19 protein-coding genes and 1 pseudogene are annotated in these 18,863 nt (G+C 36.4%); 8 read left to right on the top strand and 12 right to left on the bottom strand.

The genetic code is table 11. The annotated features are described in order from the left end of the window. Window positions 1-234 precede the first annotated feature (234 nt). The gene (locus AC27H3_RS17590) at window positions 235-693 is read left to right on the top strand and encodes a hypothetical protein (protein ID WP_487108032.1); all 459 of its coding nucleotides are present in this window, start codon (window positions 235-237) and stop codon (window positions 691-693) included. A gap of 102 nt (window positions 694-795) precedes the next feature. Continuing rightward, window positions 796-1,230: a UPF0158 family protein gene (locus AC27H3_RS17585; protein WP_487108031.1), complete on the top strand. Its 435-nt coding sequence runs from the start codon at window positions 796-798 to the stop codon at window positions 1,228-1,230. Between the two features lie 147 nt (window positions 1,231-1,377). On the opposite strand, the gene AC27H3_RS17580 is transcribed toward AC27H3_RS17585, so the two are convergent. The 3 genes from AC27H3_RS17580 to AC27H3_RS17570 form a co-directional block, all read right to left on the bottom strand. Beyond that, window positions 1,378-3,459 carry a YncE family protein gene (locus AC27H3_RS17580; protein WP_487108030.1) on the bottom strand — a complete coding sequence of 694 codons (2,082 nt, stop codon included), beginning with the start codon at window positions 3,457-3,459 and terminating at the stop codon, window positions 1,378-1,380. A 320-nt stretch (window positions 3,460-3,779) separates the two neighbouring features. Then, window positions 3,780-4,907: a zinc-binding dehydrogenase gene (locus tag AC27H3_RS17575; protein ID WP_487108033.1), complete on the bottom strand. Its 1,128-nt coding sequence runs from the start codon at window positions 4,905-4,907 to the stop codon at window positions 3,780-3,782. Window positions 4,908-5,030: 123 nt separating this feature from the next. Then, window positions 5,031-5,708 carry a glutathione S-transferase family protein gene (locus tag AC27H3_RS17570; RefSeq protein ID WP_487108029.1) on the bottom strand — a complete coding sequence of 226 codons (678 nt, stop codon included), beginning with the start codon at window positions 5,706-5,708 and terminating at the stop codon, window positions 5,031-5,033. 321 nt (window positions 5,709-6,029) lie between these two features. Between AC27H3_RS17570 and AC27H3_RS17565 the strand changes: the two genes are divergently transcribed. The 5 genes from AC27H3_RS17565 (at window position 6,030) to AC27H3_RS17545 (ending at window position 9,457) form a co-directional block, all read left to right on the top strand. After that, window positions 6,030-6,941, top strand: a complete 912-nt coding sequence (locus AC27H3_RS17565; RefSeq protein ID WP_487108028.1) for a LysR family transcriptional regulator — start codon at window positions 6,030-6,032, stop codon at window positions 6,939-6,941. Window positions 6,942-7,095: 154 nt separating this feature from the next. Next, window positions 7,096-7,413 (top strand): VF530 family protein, encoded by a 318-nt coding sequence (locus AC27H3_RS17560; RefSeq protein ID WP_273314015.1) that lies wholly within the window; start codon window positions 7,096-7,098, stop codon window positions 7,411-7,413. A gap of 307 nt (window positions 7,414-7,720) precedes the next feature. Continuing rightward, on the top strand, window positions 7,721-8,080 hold the full coding sequence (locus tag AC27H3_RS17555) for a VOC family protein (protein WP_273314017.1): 360 nt from the start codon (window positions 7,721-7,723) through the stop codon (window positions 8,078-8,080). Between the two features lie 316 nt (window positions 8,081-8,396). Continuing rightward, the gene (locus AC27H3_RS17550; protein ID WP_487108027.1) at window positions 8,397-8,840 is read left to right on the top strand and encodes a hypothetical protein; all 444 of its coding nucleotides are present in this window, start codon (window positions 8,397-8,399) and stop codon (window positions 8,838-8,840) included. 422 nt (window positions 8,841-9,262) lie between these two features. Continuing rightward, window positions 9,263-9,457: a superinfection immunity protein gene (locus AC27H3_RS17545; protein WP_487108026.1), complete on the top strand. Its 195-nt coding sequence runs from the start codon at window positions 9,263-9,265 to the stop codon at window positions 9,455-9,457. Between the two features lie 211 nt (window positions 9,458-9,668). On the opposite strand, the gene AC27H3_RS17540 is transcribed toward AC27H3_RS17545, so the two are convergent. The 5 genes from AC27H3_RS17540 to AC27H3_RS17520 all read right to left on the bottom strand — a co-directional run bounded on the left by AC27H3_RS17540 (window position 9,669) and on the right by AC27H3_RS17520 (window position 15,931). Next, a complete protein-coding gene (locus AC27H3_RS17540) occupies window positions 9,669-11,828 on the bottom strand; it encodes a TonB-dependent siderophore receptor (protein ID WP_487108025.1) in 2,160 nt (719 codons plus the stop codon). A gap of 244 nt (window positions 11,829-12,072) precedes the next feature. Then, entirely contained in the window at window positions 12,073-13,254 is a 1,182-nt protein-coding gene (locus AC27H3_RS17535) for a PepSY-associated TM helix domain-containing protein (RefSeq protein WP_487108024.1), read from the bottom strand. Window positions 13,255-13,865: 611 nt separating this feature from the next. Then, entirely contained in the window at window positions 13,866-14,879 is a 1,014-nt protein-coding gene (locus AC27H3_RS17530; RefSeq protein ID WP_487108023.1) for a S41 family peptidase, read from the bottom strand. Window positions 14,880-15,019: 140 nt separating this feature from the next. Next, on the bottom strand, window positions 15,020-15,490 hold the full coding sequence (locus AC27H3_RS17525; RefSeq protein ID WP_487108022.1) for a hypothetical protein: 471 nt from the start codon (window positions 15,488-15,490) through the stop codon (window positions 15,020-15,022). A gap of 114 nt (window positions 15,491-15,604) precedes the next feature. After that, window positions 15,605-15,931 (bottom strand): hypothetical protein, encoded by a 327-nt coding sequence (locus AC27H3_RS17520; RefSeq protein WP_487108021.1) that lies wholly within the window; start codon window positions 15,929-15,931, stop codon window positions 15,605-15,607. Window positions 15,932-16,405: 474 nt separating this feature from the next. Between AC27H3_RS17520 and AC27H3_RS17515 the strand changes: the two genes are divergently transcribed. Next, the gene (locus tag AC27H3_RS17515) at window positions 16,406-16,573 is read left to right on the top strand and encodes a Retron-type RNA-directed DNA polymerase (RefSeq protein ID WP_487108020.1); all 168 of its coding nucleotides are present in this window, start codon (window positions 16,406-16,408) and stop codon (window positions 16,571-16,573) included. A gap of 86 nt (window positions 16,574-16,659) precedes the next feature. Here AC27H3_RS17515 and AC27H3_RS17510 read toward each other — a convergent pair whose 3' ends face one another. From AC27H3_RS17510 to AC27H3_RS17495, 4 genes and pseudogenes are all read right to left on the bottom strand, one after another. Continuing rightward, a complete protein-coding gene (locus AC27H3_RS17510) occupies window positions 16,660-16,923 on the bottom strand; it encodes a type II toxin-antitoxin system RelE family toxin (protein ID WP_487108019.1) in 264 nt (87 codons plus the stop codon). Then, window positions 16,910-17,143, bottom strand: coding sequence for a CopG family transcriptional regulator (locus AC27H3_RS17505; protein WP_448893072.1), 234 nt, complete (start codon window positions 17,141-17,143; stop codon window positions 16,910-16,912). Before AC27H3_RS17505 ends, AC27H3_RS17510 begins: the two co-directional genes overlap by 14 nt. Before the next feature lie 239 nt (window positions 17,144-17,382). Continuing rightward, window positions 17,383-18,273: pseudogene (locus AC27H3_RS17500) on the bottom strand (transposase); the annotation flags it as partial. Window positions 18,274-18,493: 220 nt separating this feature from the next. Continuing rightward, entirely contained in the window at window positions 18,494-18,838 is a 345-nt protein-coding gene (locus AC27H3_RS17495; RefSeq protein ID WP_487108018.1) for a hypothetical protein, read from the bottom strand. Window positions 18,839-18,863 lie beyond the last annotated feature (25 nt).

The raw sequence follows: 18,863 nt of genomic DNA, 5'->3' as shown, positions 1-18,863 counted from the left end.
GCTCATCTAAATCTCATCTTAAATTGCTCATCTTAAATTGAAATACCTAAACGCTACGCTAAACTAAATAAACCTTTAATATACCTCAGGTGAGTTATGTGTTGTGATGCGAAGGAAGCAGAAAATCAGTTTAGAATTAAGATGGATTCATCATAAACTTTCATTTAATAAATTTACGGCTGTTTTTTCTAAAAAAGACATTCGACATACACGTTAGCAATCAAGGATAGAACTGTGAAATTTTCTCTTATATTATTAACTATTTTATTTAGTTGCCAATCAACTAGTCAAAGCTTTGATGCAAAAGTATTTTTTGAGACGTCAATTAAGAATAGCAAAGCTAAAGCTTTTGAATTTGTTAACTTATATTTTACTCAAAAAAACTTTAAAAAAGCACATGAGCTTTTATGTCCAGATATTGCAGAAATTACTCCTTTATCAAGCTTGGAAGCTGTTTATGAGCAGCTGAATAAATTTGCGGATCTAAAGCAGTTCAAAAATTCAGAAATTATTGATGTAAATGTTCAATTACATGAAACTGAGCCATACGGTTTAGTGAATTATGTTGTAGTATTAAAAGATGATGATGATCAAAAGTTAACAGGCTCGGTGACTTTTAGAGCAAATGAAACTTGTATGTGGGGGTGGCGTTTTCAACCGATGATGATTAAGTCATTCGATGTTGATAGCTAAGCCTTTTAGAAGAATAAAAACAGTTGGCTTTTGTTCTTTAGTCGCTTATTTTAGCCAACAATTTTTCGCCTCATAACAAGGCGTTGGTGATTAGGTACTGATATGCATGTCGATTTAATGGATCTTGAATTTGCAATAGAGTTCACTTCTTCAGATTATTCATTTGATAATGAAGCCTATGTTGATTCAGAAACAGGTAAAATTTATTATTCTGGTGATGATATAGAAGAGGAACTACCCGAAGATATTTTTGAAAATGATAAGTATTTATTAATTCCCACAAAGCATGATTTAGATTTAGGTAAAAAAGTTGCTTTGGAATTTGCTGCTGAAGTAATACCTGATGAACTTAATAATGTTTATCATATGTTTGGCTCTCGTGGTGCTTATTCTCGATTTAAGTCGCTATTGCACAGTTTAGAGTGTACTGAAAAATGGTATGCTTTTGAAAATAAAGCCATGAGAGATGCTGTTATTGAATGGTGTAAAGAGTATTCAATTCAGTATAAAATTCATGAGATTAACAACACACCCTGAGCTGAAGTTTAAACTTAAGTAGTAAACTTACTTTCTAGCCAACGAGAGCTTCAACCTTGGTGACTCACTAAATAAGAGATTAATTTATTAAATAAAAAGGCATCAAATAATTGATGCCTTTTAGATATATTGTTTTTAAATACTTTATTAGTGAGCTTTTAACGATAATGGCACGATAGCCACAGACTCAGGTGCTGTATAACTTGCGCTTAAATTTGGTGCAATATCGCCACCAGCGCTTGTTAAAATGTTGTCGAATCTCATTACCTGATTATTTGATTTTTCAGCAACGTATAAATGTGAACCTGTATACATAATATCGACAGGGTTACCTAAATTAGTATTTGCTCCCGATATATTCACTGAAATATCTGTTAAACCTGAAGCTGCAGCTGCATTGTTCATTACATAAATTTTCCCGTCAGTTGCATCTGCTGCACTGCCAACATCGCTAACAATAAGTGAGTCACTTAAAGAGTCGTAATCTATACCATGAATATTGGTTGGCGCTGATATCGCTAAACCAGATGTTGCCGGTGTAATTAAACGGTTCTCAGTATTTACTGAGATTATACCTGCTGAAATATTCGCTGAAACTTCATCAAAAACAGCAATGGTTCCATCGGTTAAAGCAACAAAGGCTCTGTCTGTTTTCGCATCATAATCTAAATCCCACGGTCTCGCATTATTCGCGGTTGTTAAGGTTAATAAAGGAGAAATATTGCCAGATGCACAAGCAGAATAAATTAGCACACTTGGGGTTGTCTCATTATTTTCTGCTACGAAAATTAAACTACGTGCTGATGCTACATCAATGCCTTTAGGTGAGATTAACCCGGTATTTTCACCGCTTATGATACGGTCGTAAGATGCACTAAACGTTGAGTTAGAGCGTGTTGTTGCTACTTTTGTTGATACTAATACGCCGCTCGACTCACCATCAAATGTTGCATAACTATTTCCTGCGGAATCAAAGGTTACACTTTCTTGAGTTCGGCCAGTGTCGTAACTACCTATAGTACTGGTAAGTAACGAATTAAAACTTGTCAGCATATTGCTAGTTGGTCCTACGGCACTTGGATTGCTAGATACTGCTACCGATAAGATAGCTTCTGCACCGTTTGTGCTATCAGAAACATCATTGCCATTATATGCAGCAGTAACTTCAACTAGTGATTCAGGCTTTTCAGTAGACGTTACTAGGTCAGGAGCAATATCGCCACTGTCTCCTGAAAATATATTAGAGAAAATTAAAATCGCGTCATTAGACTTTTCTGCAACGCGTAAATCAGTTCCGCTTAGGATTATATCAACAGGGTTACCTAACATTGAATTAGGGCCTGAAATTGCGCGAGCAATAGTGACATTGCCATCAGCCGTAGCGGCATTATTTATAACAAAAATACTGCCATCGGTTGCATCCGATGCGCTACCTACATCAGAAAGCACCAGTTTATTCGTGGTTTCATCTAAAGCAATACCATGAATGTTGATCGATATTTTTTCAAGGTTAGCATTGCTCGGTATTATAACTCTCGTTGGGGTTGCAGCATAATCACTGGCAACATAATTGTCATAAACAGCAACATTACCATCAGTTAAAGCAACGTATAACCGATCATTATTATCGTCGTAAACTAGATCCCAAGGTTTTGCATCGGTTACTGTTGTTGCTACAGGTAATGCATCGCCAGAGGCTTGGGCACCATAAACACCTACTTGCATTGCATTAAAGTCGGCAACAAAAGTTAACCCCATTTTTTCAGAATAATGAATACCTTTAGGATTAACCAAACCTGTTGAGGTGCCGGTTAACTCTCTATCTATATTTAAATCAAAACTCGTATTGTTATCTCGTGCTGTAATGTTACACACGGTTCGTAAACTAGGCACCCCAGCATCGCCTGCGTGAACTAAATGCCCTAGCTTAGTAAGTGATATGCCTTCATTATTGCCTGAATTAAATGTTTTTAATCTGTTCGCGTTTTGATTGATAAAATCGGTAGTTCCAACATTGGCAGAGCCATTGTTTGATAAAATAAAGTTAGCAACTGGAAAAGCAGGCTGTCCATTAGTACCATTATTGCCGTTCATTCCGTCTACGCCATCTACGCCGTTTACTCCATTTTTTCCATCGTCACCATCACAACCACTAAGTCCTAGAACAACAGCTAAGCCAATTGTAGATAAAATTAATTTATTTCCTGTGGTTTTATTTGTGTATTTCATCTTTGCTTCCTTAATTTAATAAAAATAACCGGCGCCACTTTTAAAAGAATTTATGGATCAACAGTGGCGCTTACTAGAGATACGGCTAACTAAACATATTGGATGCAACTTTCTTAATTTATTAAAAAATAAGAATAAACCTGTAGGGGGAGATTATAAGTAGTTTGGCTTAATTACCCATTTTAATTAACGGTGAAGTTTAAAAAGAACCTCGCTGGGCTTTCAGCCTAAAGTGAAAGGCTTGTATAAATTGTTCTGCTAATAAAGTGTCAATAGGAGCTCTCAATTTTGCTCCCATTGACCGGTATTCTCAGTAAAAGTTATTTTTGAGGAAGAATTAAGAACTTCTCTCCTGTAGCTTGTTTTGAATAAGCAGCCATCGATTTTAATTGTAATACTTCGGCCAGCGACACTTCATGTGTGTAGTGGCTAGCAAATGTTGTGGTTATTTCATCAGCAACACGTTTGCGCATCGCAATTACCGTTTTAGTGCCTAATTTACCGAGTGCATTAAATAATAAGAAGCCATTAACACCCCAAGCGAAGCCAAAGTTACGATTTAATGTTATTGGTCCGCGGTCTAAAGCACCGTAAATGTATACTTGTTTGTATGTGTCTGAGCCATAAACGCTGTGTTCTTTCATATATCGAGACGCGGCAACTTCCATGCAATTAAGAATGTCGCTGGTTAGTTTACCGCCACCAATAGGGTCAAACGCAATTGTTGCGCCTGTTTCAATAATTGCCGCGGTTAAGTCAGCAAGAAAGCTATCACTGCTTGAGTTAACAACATATTTAGCACCCATATCACGTAGCAGTGTTTCTTGTTCTGTTTTACGAACAATGTTAATTAAATCAACACCATCAGCAATACAAATACGGTTTAACATTTGACCAAGGTTAGATGCAGCTGCGGCATGTATAATCGCTTTGTGACCTTCAGCACGCATGGTTTCGACCATGGCTAATGCCGTAAGCGGATTAACAAAAGATGATGCGCCTTCTTTTGCCGTAGTACCTTCTTTTAATGGCAAGCAGCTTTGTACGTTGGCCGCAATATATTGTCGAAAAGTACCACCACCTATAACTGCAACGGTTTTACCCATTAATGCTTGTGCCGCTGGCGATGAACCAGCAGCTATAACCGTTCCTGCGCCTTCATTACCAACAGGAATCGCTTTGCCAACACGTGCTTTAACAGCAGGCATAAATTTAGCGGGAACATCTGCCGTGATAGCTGGGCTTTGCTGCGAGCCAGATTGCTTTGCTGTTGTCATGTCTGCAACGCTAAAAAGAACGGCTAAATCAGACGGGTTTAATGGCGCAGCTTCAAGACGAATAACTACTTCATCGGCGCTGGGGTGTGGTACTTCGATATTTTTTAAGGCAAGGGTTAATTGATTATCTTCACTGATGGTTGAAGTTAGTTGGATATTTGACGTTGTCATGATGTTTTCTCCTGCAAATAATGAATTCATTTAAACCAATAACAATAGAATATTGGTGATGTTTTTCTTAAATTTTATTGATGACTTCTTAAAAATTAAAAATTAAAAATTAAAGATTAAAAATCACTTAGCGCTTGCCGCATTAATTTTAGCCGTCACCTGTTGCATAAACTCTGGCATGTTTGCGTGACGATCGGCCTCTACTTTTTGAGCAATAGCTGATTGACTCATAGCCGTGCTCCATTCTTTCATGCTTGGTATTTCGGCCAGTACGTCCCAATTAAGCTGACTAGAGCCAAAAGCACTAACAATAGTATTTACATAGTAGAGATAGATATCAGCCATGGTTAGTTCTTTACCAGCAACCCAAGGCGAAAATTTACATAAGCGACTTAAGGCTGTAATGCCACGACTTAATACTTGACGTACTTCAACGGCAATTGATTCAGGCACAGCAGTACCTGACAGTGCATAAGGTATCAATCGTCTGCTTGGTAGTTCAAAATATAGCTCTGCCATTTTCATCATTTGACGCACAACAGCACGCTCTTCTACATTTTCAGGGTAAAGCGCAGGTGCTGGGTAAGTCTCTTCAATAAAGTCACATATAACACTTGATTCTGAAAGGTTAAAACCTTGTGCAGTCGTAATAACAGGTACTTTACCCGCAGGACTAATAGCTAGTAACTGTTCACTACCACCGTAAAGTAGGTTTTCTTTAAATGGCAGGCCTTTGTATAGCAAAACATGCTTAACTAGGTTGTAGTAGTTACTTGCGGCAAAACCGTGCAAAGTTATCATAAGTTAGTGTCTCATCATTAACGCGAAAGTTGTGTTCAACTTTGTTTTATTTGTGTTCAGTTGTGTTTTATTTTGTTTCATCGGTATTTAATAGCCCTAAAACAGCACTAAATGCCTATTTTTTAATGCCTTGTCACTAAGATAAAGCGGTACTGTTTGCAATAAAGACATTATTACTTGTTTTAATTTGGTTATATATAAGGGAAAATGCGAATCACTATTGCTTTTAAAGCAACAATAAAGCAGCAATAAAACAACAATAAAACAACAATAAAACAACAATAAAACAACAATATTCAGTATTTATAATGGAGAGGGCCGTTGGATCAACTACGTGCAATACGCTATTTCAGCAAAGTTGTTGAAACAGGGAGTTTTACTAAAGCAGCAAATGCTTTAAACGTGCCGCCATCTTCACTATCAAGGCGGGTTGCTGATTTAGAAAAGAGTTTAGGCGCAACGTTATTAAAACGCTCAACCCGAATTGTTAAATTGACAGAAGTCGGGCAAATTTATTATAACGATGTTCAACAAATATTGACGCAACTTGCACAAAGCAACGAAACAGTTCGCAGTTATCAAACCACACCAATGGGGCGTTTATCTATAAGTTCTATGGTTGGTTTTGGCGAAAAAATATTACTTCCCTTACTCGATGAGTTCAGCGAGTTATACCCTGAAATTATACTAGATATTAGTTTAAGTGATGAACTATCAACATTAGGTCGCGACGATGTTGATATTGCTATTCGTGGTGGTTATGCGCCAAATGAGCGCGTATTAGCGATAAAACTCATGGATAATGGTTTTATTCCTGTTGCTTCGCCTGAATATATAGAAACACACGGCTTACCTTGTAACGCAATGGCTTTAAAAGAACACAATGGCATATATTTTAAAACGCCATCAGGGCCTACACCTTGGTTATGTAATATGAACGGTCAATGGCATGATGTTTCTGGGCCGGCAATAGCAATTTCAAATAACGGGACTTGGTTAGCGAAAAAAGCGTGTAACGGTGAAGGTATTTTAATGTCAACTCGGTGGGCGTTGTCTTCCTATATTGAATCAGGTCAGTTGCAAGAACTTAAGTTTGAACATGAACTAGCGATAACCCAAAACTCTAATATGGCGGTTTATTTGTTGTATCAAAAACAACGCTATTTAGTACCAAAAGTAAAAGCAGCGGTCGATTTTATCGTTGATAAAATAAAAGTTCGTTATAACTTTTAATGTTTGTTTTTAACGCTGTTTTTAGTGCTTGTTTTAAGTCATGGCTAACATAGCAGCCTTTATGCTCTCTATTATAGTTCCATCGCGTTAACGCATAAGTCTGTTAAAATTTAGAAATCTTGCTACAATGCTTTTTTTTTATTTTAGGTCGCCAATGAACAACAGTAATGAGCCTCTGCACGGCATTAAACTTGAACAAATTCTAATTGAATTAGAGAAAAAAATTGGTTGGGAAAAAATGGGTGAGCAACTTAATATTCGTTGTTTTACCAATAAGCCGCGTTTAAAATCAAGTTTGAAATTTCTTCGTACAACGCCATGGGCACGCAGCAGAGTTGAGATTTTATATCTAAAAACTTTTTGTAGTAAACATAAAGGCACAGGAAACGCGATCAGAGGAATACTGGCTCAAAAAAATGCAGTTACAGATACGAGCGCAGAAAAACCAACGCCTTTTGTTTGGCCAACATAGCTAGGCTAACCGCTAGAATAGAATTAATGCGATCAAAATAAATAGAGTCAGTTCTATTGCACCTTCTTTTCTTAATATAAGCAGTAGGCTCATTAGTGTTTTAAAGATCAACATCACGCCACTTAAGTAACCTACAAATCACATTTAATGCTTATTTATCTATTGGCAAATTTTCAACGAACCAAAAATCCAAACATAAACGCTTTTAATTGTTAAAAGAAAATAATCCGGTTAGAGTATTTTTACTGAAATAATATAAAAAACGAGTAATGCTATTGGCTCGTTATCTGCCAAAAAGGATTAGGTTATGTCGAAAAATTTGAAGTTAAACTATGTGGAATTTCCCGCTAAAGATATTCCATCAACAAAAAAATTCTTCGAAGATACCTTTGGTTGGCGTTTTACTGATTACGGTGACGACTATACTGCTTTCGCTGATGAAGGATTAGACGGTGGCTTTTATAAGTCGGATTTAGCTTCACTAGCCTCAAGTGGCTCTGCCTTACTGGTATTATTAACTGACGATTTAGAGCAAGCTCAATCTACGGTTGAATTATATGGTGGTAAAATATCTACGCCAATTTTTTCATTCCCTGGCGGGAGTCGGTTTCATTTTATTGAACCCAGTGGTAATGAATTTGCAGTCTGGTGTTTGTCTGGTACATAAGAATATAGTGTAAGATAAAGTACTGTTGGCTTTTTTATCTATCACGTATATCTATCACGTATACCTATCACGTATACCTATTACGTATATCTATTATTAGCAGCTGTATTATGCTTGTTTTGACGTTGAAGCTGTTGAATTATTTCAACGTTGAAATGAAGATTAATTTCTAAATCCATACTGTGTGTAAAGTTTTACTTCTAGTGAAATATTGTCATAGGTTTTATCGAGCAATACAGTTTAACTTTAATCTTTAATGCATTTTGAAACTGCTTTTTTAAAAACTCTGTTGTCTAGTTAGATGTTAGGTAAATTTATGCGCATTATCTTAGCTTTCACTTTAGCTTTCACCTTAACTTTAGTATTTTTATTCTTATCGAATACGGTAAGTACCGAAAATATCAAACCTTTCACAACTGATGGTTGTAGTGTTTTTCCTGACGGGACTATCGATCACAAAGAGTTATGGTTGTCTTGCTGTACTGCCCATGACTACGCATATTGGCAAGGCGGCACTTACCAAGATAGGCTTGTGGCTGATCAACAGCTTCAACAATGTGTAGCTAAAGTTGGAGAGCCACAAATTGCAAAACTTATGTTAGCGGGTGTGCGAGTTGGAGGAAGTCCATACCTTCCTACACCATTTAGATGGGGTTATGGTTGGTCTTATCCTCGTGGGTATAAGGTTTTAACTACTGAAGAAATAAAACAAATTAACGCCTTAGAAAATAGTACAGATAACATTGTAAACTTACGCTAAGTGTTTGGTTAACATGCACTTTAAGCACTTAAATCTAAGTGCGACATTTAATAAACTAGATTGGTTAATGTAGAAGCCTAAAGTAGGTTTCTAGATTATATTAATTTATTTTGTAATAAATCTCCTAAATTGAAGGCTATGAGTTCTGACAGTAATGTTTTTATGTTTATTCATAAAGTCGATAATTTTAAAGGAGAAAAACAATGGATTATATCAACAACATTTTGGCAAGTGGCAACTACTCATTTATAGCTTTAATATTAATACCAATTGAAATAAATAATCGATCATTTTAAGGCGGTTTAAATCGTCAATAACTGCGTTGTTTTCAATCCCAATAGCTCGCTATTACTCAATTAAACGCCTTATTATTGAACAATTTATCCTCGCTTAAAATTGGTCAATAACTTATTACATTTGGTATGATTTGTGTACTCGTTCTCTGGTTTCTTCCTGCAATGCTTGCGCTTATATTTAATCGTGAGCATTTTAAATATATTTTATTCGCTTGTATTCCCGCTGGTTTTTCTTTAATTGCTTGGGGCGGCGTTTTAGTTTGGGCAACAACGGGAAAAACTATTGGAAAATATGCCAATAAAGCGAATAGTGAAAACTAAAACACTATAAAAAAAGAATAAAAATAACAATTAATCAAAATAAAGCAGCCCAAATATATCCGACAAGAATGCTAATAGAGAGCTTTCTAGATATATTAAATGTAAAAGGGGAATACCGTTGAGTACTCCCCTTTTATCATCATTAATATTAGCCGTTCAGTACGTTAAATATTATTACATTGTTAAAGTTAATGCTAAGCATAAAAGCATTTTAAAAATCGTAAGTCATTTGCGCGATAATGGTACGCGGGCTACCTGGAAAGTGGCCGTTGCGCTCACTAAATCCACTAACTGCATATTCTTTGTCAAATAAATTATTTACATTAACGCTGAATAAAACATCGTCTATTCGAGATGTCCAACTCATGTCAAAAACGGTAAATGGTTTCACTTTTTGATCATCCAAACTGATTTGCTCACTCACATAGTTCAAGCCAAAGGCAATTGACGAAGCAATATCGGTTATATCATAGCGTGTCCACAAACCGGCTTGGTGGCGTGGGGCATTAACAAAGCGACTACCATCACCAAACGAATTACTAATAGTGTCGCCACTAACACCTTTGATAACTTCGGTATCGTTATAAGCGTAGTTGGCAGTAACGGTCCAGTTATCAGCTAAATCGCCGACTAAGGTGGTTTCAAAGCCATTACTTTCAACTTCACCAATATTTAGCAGCTCAACAACACCATTATCACCTGTGTAATCAGGATTCGACATAACAACATTTTCTTTGTTGATTCGGTATATAGCGAAGGTGCTTAGTATTTTTCCGTCAAACCACTCTTTTTTCAAACCAATTTCAACTTGCTTGCCAGTTTCAGGCGTTAAGCTGCCTTCTTGTGCAACGGTTTCTTGATCTGACGACGAAGCAGGGTTAAAGCTTTCAGAGTAGTTAACATATAAAGAAGTGTCTGAGTTAGCTAAATAGGTTACGGCTAAGCGCGGTGTAACGTCACTATCTTGAAAAGAATAGTCAGTTTCTTGGTTATATTCTTCAAAATTGTCATAACGCAGGCTGGCAATAACGGTCCATTTATCGTTAATTTTTACGACATCTTGAAGATAAATACCGTATCTATCTGAATTTACGCCATCACGGTTTTGATCTGTTAACGCGTAAGTACTGGGATCAGTAATGCCATAATTTAAATCAAATATATTGAGGTTAGCTACGCCGTCAGCTTCATAACGTGCTCTAAAGTAGTCATATTCTGTGTCTACGGTATGGTAATCAGCGCCAAATAAAAATTGATGCTCAAAATTACTTGTTTCAAATTCATAAACAAAATCAGAGGTTACACTAATTTCTTCATTCGCTCGGTACTGTTTACGATACTCTCGCTTTATTATTTGATCGTTAATATCAGCAACGCCATCGCCATTAGCATCTACCCATTCCCGTGACTCATGATAAGCCTGATCTCGCTCATTATCTAAGTAACGTAAGGTGGTATTTACTTTAAAGTTGTCGGCAAAATAGTGGCTTAACTCTGCTTGTATTACCAAGGCTTCCATATTTTGATAATCAACTTTTTCATTAGCATTGTATGATGGGTCTACCAGAAAGTTACCGTTGTCATCAACCGGTACTCCGCGTAAACGGTTACCGCCTAAGTCTTGTTTAATGTAATCAAGGGTAGTTGTTAGGCTAGTGTCTTCAGATATGTTGAATAACAAACCTGTAGCTAACTCTATGTTTTCTGCATCGGCATTATTTCGAAAGCTATTTTGTTGTTCATAAAAGCCACCTAAACGATAGGCTAGGTCTTCGGATAATGCGCCTGTCATATCAAGAGAGGCGCCTTGTGTGGCAAAGTTACCTAAGGTGAGTTTTAATTGTTTTTCTTCGTTAAAACTTGGTTTTTTGGTGACATAATTAATCATGCCTCCTGGTTCTCCGCCGCCATATAAAGCGGAAGCAGGGCCTTTTAATACTTCAACTCTTTCAACATTAAACAGTTGCGGCACACCAAAACCCGAATAAGGGTCGCCCCTTACGCCATCATAAAAAACGTTGGCGTCATCGCGAAATCCTCTAAAAGTTACGCCTGAATAACTGTATTCACTAACACCAGCAATTGAACGGTATAAGTCAGTAATGTCTCTGGCTGCTTGGTCAATAATAAGTTGCTCAGTTAATACTTGAGCAGACTGCGGCAACTCTAATAATGATAAATTAACTTTGCTACCAACCTTGGTTTCTTTCGCTAAATAAAATTGCTGGGCTCGGCCAATAACGCTGATAACTTCAATGGGAGTATCATCTGTAATTGTAGTGTCGGTTGATTGTTCTTCAGCAAAAGAAATTTGTGAATAACATAAGCTCGATAAAAGGATACTTTTAGATAAAAAATTAAGTTTAAACATGCAGGGTAACTAGTAAAATACATTAGACCTTAATGATAACTGTTATCATTAAGGTTTGCATTGATTGGTTCATTGTATCGTGTAAAAGTTTGTAACCTGTTGCTGCGTTTTACTTATGCTTAGAGACTAAATAGATCATTAACCATTAAAAGTGGGGTGATAAAGTGCTTAGCAATTATGTTTGAAACAACATTAGAAGAATGATATTTCAAAAAAGAATGACAGTTCAGACCCAAATAGGGTTTCAAAAAGTAACTAAGGCAATACTTAGTGCAGTTGCAATTAGCCCTAAAGAAAGCCATTTCCAATAACCTGTACCAAGCCAAGATGCTTTCCACACTTTTCTCGCAACATGTAACTCGCCACGCTTCGATTTATATTGCCGTAAACCATAAAGATAGGTGCCAGATATAGCTAAGGCACACAAAATAGTGCCAAAACAGAAATATAAAATTTTAGTATAAATACCACCAAACATGCCAAAATGTATTGGATCAGCGGCCTCAGATATTCTGACATGTAAAGACTGTTCACCTGCCACTCGACGAGATAAATATTCACCATTTACACCATCAAAAACAACATTATTTGCTCTATCTCTTACGAGCAGGGTATCGTTTTGCCCTTCAACAATAATAGTGGATGCTTTCAAACTCGGTAAAACAATGCGTTTAATGGTTAAATTATGATATTGGGCAACACTGTTTATCGCTCTATCAAATACATTTGTTGCGGTGTTTACAGCCGTGTTATTTACAGCAACTTTAGGCATTTGTTGTTCGGGAAAACTCGCTCTGCCACCCCATACTTCAACTAAATACCATATACCGGTGACACAAACAGTTAATAATAACCAACTAGACCATAAGCCAAAAAGTCGGTGGCAATCATTCCAAAAAGCTTTGCTGTTATTGGTTCTTGGCTTTTTAAAAAAGCTTTTCCACCATTTAGGTATGATAAAAAAGCCAGAGATGAGTGAAAACAATAACAGTAATCCAACAATACACACTAAGGTAATACCATAAGTTGTTGGTAACATTAAATGTCGATGTGTCATTCTAAAAAACCGTTGCCAATTAAGCCAACGCCCATCACCCTGATAAGCACCTGTTGAAGGATGATAGAACTGGCGGTATCGTTCGCCTTTATCGTTTAAACGTATTACTTCAACTGCAAACCAATCATCAACCGGAGCGTTAATATTGAGAATTTGCGTGCTGTTATTTTCTTTCGCAGAAAGATAAACCTTAGACCAATTTATTTCGGCAGAATTAACTGATGGCAGAACACGTTGACTACTATTAGATAGCCAATCGATTTCGTGCGAAACAACAGCCAAAGTGCCTGTTATTAGAATAAAGCAGATTAATATTGCTGGTTTGATACCAACAAGGCTATGCCATGTATACCATTGTTTTTTATTCATAACGACTTTAAAGCTACATGTGTGGAAGAGAAATCACGTAAAAACACGTATTTTTTTAGTTAACTAAACTACTTACTGGCAAGAGAATTAAATAAACGACTTAATAATTCGCAAAAATTTCTTCTGAAGCTTGGCTTAAGAGCTTAAAATTTATAGCGTTCGCTTGTAATTCTTGCTTAGATAGATAATGGAATGCATGGTATTGCAAATGAAAACTATTTGCAATACCGATGTTGATATTGATATTTAAATTGATAGTTTGATCAAAGCTATCAATGTGTGCTCAAAAAACATGCTCATAAAACTTTATATTTTTTAGCTATTTTAAACAAAAAATGACTGTAGCAAAGAGAAGGGTAGGTACTGTTCGAGTTAATTTAGTCATACAATTAACAACGATTATTACCCTAATGGTTTTGTTGCTTAATTAATAATCCGAAAGTACAACTAAAGTTAGGCAAAGCTTTTAAGGGCGCACTCCTGGATTAAGCCATTAAATTACATAAGAAATGTTGGATACTAACATTTCTTACTATGACTTAATAAACATGAGTTTTGATCATCATCTATTAATGCCAGATATTAATGTGTATCTGACCCTAGTTAATTTCTTATTTTTGTTGACGAAATTTTTCAGCTGAACTCTTTGCTAAAAGATAAGCTTTATCAAAAGCATTTAGTGATGATGTTTTTATATTTGGTATGACACCTGTACCTTCCCAGTTAGTTTTAGTAATAGGGTTAATAGCGCGACCTGTAGGAACATTAATACTAAATAGTTCATTTATTTCAATTGGTCCTCCTGGGTTTGCTCCACCGCCTGTATGTTCACCGACAATTACGGCCCTTTTTTGAGTTTTAAGGTTATAAGCGAACTCTTCAGCCCCAGAAAAAGTATATTTACTTGTTAGTACAAATAAAGGCACATTGGGCATACGTGCGGAAGGTAAGTCATCAATGGTCCAAAACTCTTCAGTTCTATTGTCCTTCCTCCAATATAGGCTGTTTAGGTGAGTTTTTTCACCAAAAAAGTAACTACAAATATATTGCACCATTTCAGGAGAGCCGCCATCATTTTTTCTAAGGTCAAAAATAACGGCATCTGTATTCTTAATAACTTTTAATACGCCATCAACTGTTTCTTTTGCTAAATCAAAGCCACTAAAATAACGAAAATCGACATACCCGATATTACCTTCTAAAATTTCAATTTTTTTAAAACCGTAGTTCTCTTTTTGTTCTTGTTTTAAATAAGCTAAATACGGGCTAATCGATTGCTTTTCATTTTGCTCTGGCAGTGTTTTTTGGGGCTTTTTAACTCTAACTACCATATGTTTATCATGGTTTATTTTTTGCAAATCGATAGTTAATTTTTCTGCAAATTTACCTGCATCAGTCAGCCCACTATATTGTCCAGATTTAAATTGCTTTTGTAGGAAGCTAGCATTTTTTTGTGCAACTTTAGGGAAAACATAATTTTCGATAATAATATTAGAAATGCGCTCTACGACTTCTTTACGTTGCTCCATATTTATTTCAACATCTTTTGATTGAGCAGCCGAAGAAAATATAGCTGTAGTAAGTAGAATTGACAGTAACTTAATGTGAGGTATTGAGTAGAGCATGTAACTTCCTTATTAGATGGTTAGGTAAAGCACCAAAAGGCCCTAAATATCAGGCAAATAATTATTAGTTAAAGTAATCGACAAAAGAGCAAAAACCAACTGTTGTTTGTCCTGATTAATTTACTTGCTAGGGTTACAGGCTATATAGAGCCTGTCTTACATCGTTTTTTACGGAAACTTCTCTTCCCAAGTGCAGCTATTTTTAAATCTGTTGTGATAACTTCTGATACCTTGACATCACTTTCAGACTCTTGAATCCAGATAGAAATTTTTTTATCTTCAATTTTTCTGTTTAGCATATAGCTTTTTCCTGAATCCAACTTAACTTTAAAGAAAACAAATGCTTCTTCGTTATTTATAGGTGAATCTGAAATATTGGCTTCAACCCATAATTCATGCTCACCGCCTAAATATTGTTTAGGTTGAGCCCAACTTGTAGGCCTTTTTCTATAACACATTAAATAAACCAATTCCGAAGGCGATTTAATATCTTGTTTGAAGTTTTCAAACCTAAAATGGTTTTCTTTTATTTCACTCTCTATAGGTAAAACACCACAACTCGCTAAAAATATGCTTACAGAATAAGTTAAAATGTTTTTATAATTTCTCATTTGTTATTTCCTTATAATAGTAAATTGAGCCGCACATCAACTGTACCAACGCCTAAATAACAGGCTAAGTAATTGTTGGCTAAAATGTGAAACGAAGTGGAACGCAGCCAACGGTTACGTGTCCTTGTTTATTTCCTTGTTAGCCTGTTTCTCAAAATACTCTTTAAAAGATAGTATTTCACTCTCACAATACTCCATAGAGAGTGCAAACAGTTTCTTTGATGCATTACTTGAATCATTTTCCATCGTATTTTCGATGACACTAGGAAGAAGAAATAATGATTTCGCATCTCTATTTTCTGGATCTTCAATGCTACCATTTGGAACTTTTTCATCAAGACAATTTAATAATTTTAGATTTACATCAACCCCTTCTTTCACTTCATTACAAATAGCAGAGAATGAAATCAAAGAAAGAAGCAAAAGGGTAAATAATTTCATTGATACCTCGATTCAGGCTAACGCGCTGTTAACAGCTTGGTACGCCCAGCATGGGCATGAACTAATGAGGTGAAAGTCCTCTGTAGGAAGATCACCGTTTAAGTAACTTATTGTTATTAAACGCTAACTACTAGCGAATGGCAAGGGCTTATCCGTGAGGTTTGGTCTGGAGGACGCCGCTAGCCCTGTTGATGAAAATAAGGCGAGCTGATGAACAAGAACATCATATGAGGCGTAGACTATAGGTGAGTTAGTCAAGCATAACGAAACCACGTGATCTAATGGTCACCGTAAATGATGCAGCAGTGCAAAGAAAGTGTATGCTCTGCTTATTCTAGTAAAGAGTGGGGGAGATCTGCTTAACACGCGATCGGTAAATAACCAGTAAGGCGCTGGTATATAAGTGCCTCGGCTTCGTCGAGGGTATCGATGGCGAAGAGCGAACTAGATACAAACCGATAGCCAAGAACCAAAGTGAATAATCTATTAAAACGCGATGTTCCACTCGCATTAGCGCTGAGCTGTGGAGCGACAAGAAAAGGTGTTTGGCGTAGTGCGAAAACTAAAGGAATAAACTTAGCATTAAGCAACGAATATTTAGCTAAGGCAGGCTTAGTGTCACTAAGGGATATCTGGCTTTAAATCTATCATGGTTAATGAACCGCCCTGTGCGGAGCCGCATGCAGGGTGGTGTGGGGCTGGAGGAGAGAAACCTCCGGCTACCCGATTTAGTTGCTTTTATAGACTTGCGATCTATGAGCAACCTTTACTACATTCACGACAAGTACATCATCTTTTATTTCATATACTATTCGATACAAACCTTGACGAACTCGATAATTTTCCTGCCCTGAAAGTTTAATACAACCTTCACCTCTGGGGTTTACAGCTAATGTATCTATTTTACTTAGGATCTTTGTTATATCTTTTTTAGGTATAACACGTAAATCCTTAGCCACTGACTTTTTAAACGTTATTCTATATTTTTCCATGTGACTTTAAATCATTTAATAAATCTTCATATGAAATATCAGGCTCATTAGCTCTTGCTGATACCGCTGCTAAATCCTCCTGATCTTCACGCATTAATAAACGAACAGCTTCATCTATTAACTCAGAAATTGATAAATGAGCTGAAGCAGCGCGCATTTTTAGTGCTTGATGTATATCAGGCTCAAAGTAAACGGTAGAACGTTTTGATAAGTTACTCATGATTATGTCTCCATTAAATCGACAAAAACATTATAGCGCTATAACGTCATGATGTCACGAGACAACGATAAGCAACTAACGAGCCTGTAGAATTACTCGTTTTTTATATAATTTTTAATCAAAATTAATAATGACACTCACTCTAAAAATAAAATCTAATCACATAACAGCGATATGGGATTTTCTTAGTTTAGTCCAGAGTTCAGTAATTTTAATTTAGGATGGGTGTCCTTTTAATTCTTGATAGCGGGTTTTAATGTTTGTTGCTCGCCAACACTGCCCCAGGTTTGAGCTTGAAGAATGATTTGATGCTGACGTAAAGGGATTTACTAATGCCTTGATGCCATGGATGGCAATGAAAGGCGAGCATCGTTAATCGCAATGCCGTTGTAGCCTTGAATGGTACCTTTACTGGTGGTCATTTTAGCGCTGTCATTATCGGTAACATTACTCTTAACCGGTTTTCCTGTACTGCCGCGCTTTTCTTCGTGAGTAGCTAAGAACTCACTAATTTTTGTGGCGCTGTTATCAAGCTTCGCTTTTTGTTTTAAGTCATGGTTGATTTCATCTTCACTCAAACCATCTTGTGCTTGGTGCTTTGCCAGAATACGCTGGCTAGCTTTGCGTAGTTTGGCTTCCTTGCGTGTTAATTCCTCAAATGTCCCACTATATTCTTTACTCGCATTAGACTTTATCTTGCAACCATCGATGGCAAACATATGGCGGCCAATGAGTCCTTCCTGATCACATATCATTAATACTTGGGTGAATAGCAGCTCAATTTGCTCTTTCATTCGCGTAACAAAGGCTGCAATAGACGTGTAATGCGGCTGAACATCGCCCGATAAACTCATGAAAGTAATGTTGGTTTCACAGGTATTGGCAATGCGGCGACTACTGATAAAACCACGAGAATAACCAAACAGAATAATCTTTAACATCACTGATGGTGAATAGGCGGCTGCGCCGCCTTTATCGTTTTGATACCACGGTTCAAAGCCTGATAAATCAAGGTGGTTATCAACAATATGCGCAAGCGCATATTCAAACGTACCAGGGATTATTTGCTGTGAGAAATCGATGGGGATGAACTTACTTTGACAAGATAAATCGGGTTTGTAGTTAGCCATGTTAATTAACTTTCGCCGGATAATATCTATTAGATCACAGATAAGAACACCGCACAAGGTCAAAAAACATACAATTTAAAAATAATAAAAGGAACGTGAAAACGTTCCTTTTTGGAGAAATTCTACAGCCTCAACGCCCTAATAATGGGCAAAAAATTGTTGGCTAAAATGTTGAGGAACGAAAACAGCCAACTGTTTTTTGTCCTTATTAATTAGCTTGTTATGTTGCACTTTTGACAACAGGCTTACGTTTTTGGATATAGTGTAAAACAATTAAGATTAAAAATAATACCGAAAATAATTTATTATAGAATAAAGCTTCTTGATGCTGGTACTTAACGGTTGCGTGAAGCGTTTCTATGATAATTTGATCGGTTTCTGTTTTTTTAATTAATAATTCCATATCAGACTTTATGAACTCTTGATCCAATTCAATAGGTGCTAAAGTTTCCATTGGACTAGCTAAATATTGATTAAATGAAAAATTGTATATGGAAGTAATAGCACCAAAGAATAGAGCTACGCTCATTAAAACGGATAATGTTTTTGTGGAATTAATTTTCATTCAGTACGCCAATCCTTGTGCAACT

It is taken from the genome of Colwellia sp. NW0002-52-1 (assembly GCF_057550865.1).
Note: the sequence above shows the minus strand (reverse complement) of the source record. Positions and strands in the feature narration are given on the sequence as shown.